Consider the following 702-nt stretch of genomic DNA (forward strand, 5'->3'; position numbering starts at 1 on the left):
AGTGCCCCGCCTGCACGCGCAGCGAGGCGTCTCTGGCGTGCTGGCCCTGTCGCTGTGGTTCTACTGCATCGGCCACCTGCCCCTGGCGACGGCCGTGACGCTGAACTACATGTCCTCGGTGTGGATCGCGGTGTTCCTGCTGTTGCGCGCGGCCTTTCAGCGCAGCGCGCGTGTGGACCTGCGGCTGGTGGGCGCCATCGCCGTCGGCTTCCTGGGCGTGGCCCTGGTGCTGCAGCCAACCCTGGCGCAAGACCAGCTCTTCGCCGGCATGTTGGGCGTGGGCTCCGGCATGCTGGCCGCCACGGCTTATGTGCAGGTCACGGCCTTGGGGCGTGCAGGCGAGCCCGAGGTGCGGGTCGTGTTCTGGTTCTCGGTCATGGGCACGCTGCTGGGCGCCTTGATCTGGTTGATCCCAGGTCAGGGCAACCCCAGCTCGCTGCCCGACATCCCCTGGCACGCCTGGCTGGAGCTCTTCGGTGTGGGGGCCTTCGCCACCATCGCTCAGCTGCTGATGACACGGGCCTATGCGCGCGGCACCATGCTGGTCAACGCCAGCTTGCAGTACCTGGGTATCGTGCACGCCTTCGTTTTCGGCATCGTGTTGTTCGACGACCCCTTGCTGGCCTCGGCGGTAACAGGGGCGGCCTTGATCGTGCTTTCGGGGCTGTACGCGACGCGGCACAACTCGTCGGCTGCTGCCGG

At 67.8% G+C, this 702-nt stretch carries 1 protein-coding gene; it reads left to right on the plus strand.

From position 1 onward, the window contains the following. On the plus strand, window positions 1-702 hold a 702-nt coding region (locus tag B2W70_RS18060; protein WP_286747936.1), incomplete at both ends, for a DMT family transporter.

Origin of the sequence: Aquabacterium sp. UBA2148 (assembly GCF_002328915.1) — a bacterium.
Taxonomy (GTDB): domain Bacteria; phylum Pseudomonadota; class Gammaproteobacteria; order Burkholderiales; family Burkholderiaceae_C; genus Aquabacterium; species Aquabacterium parvum.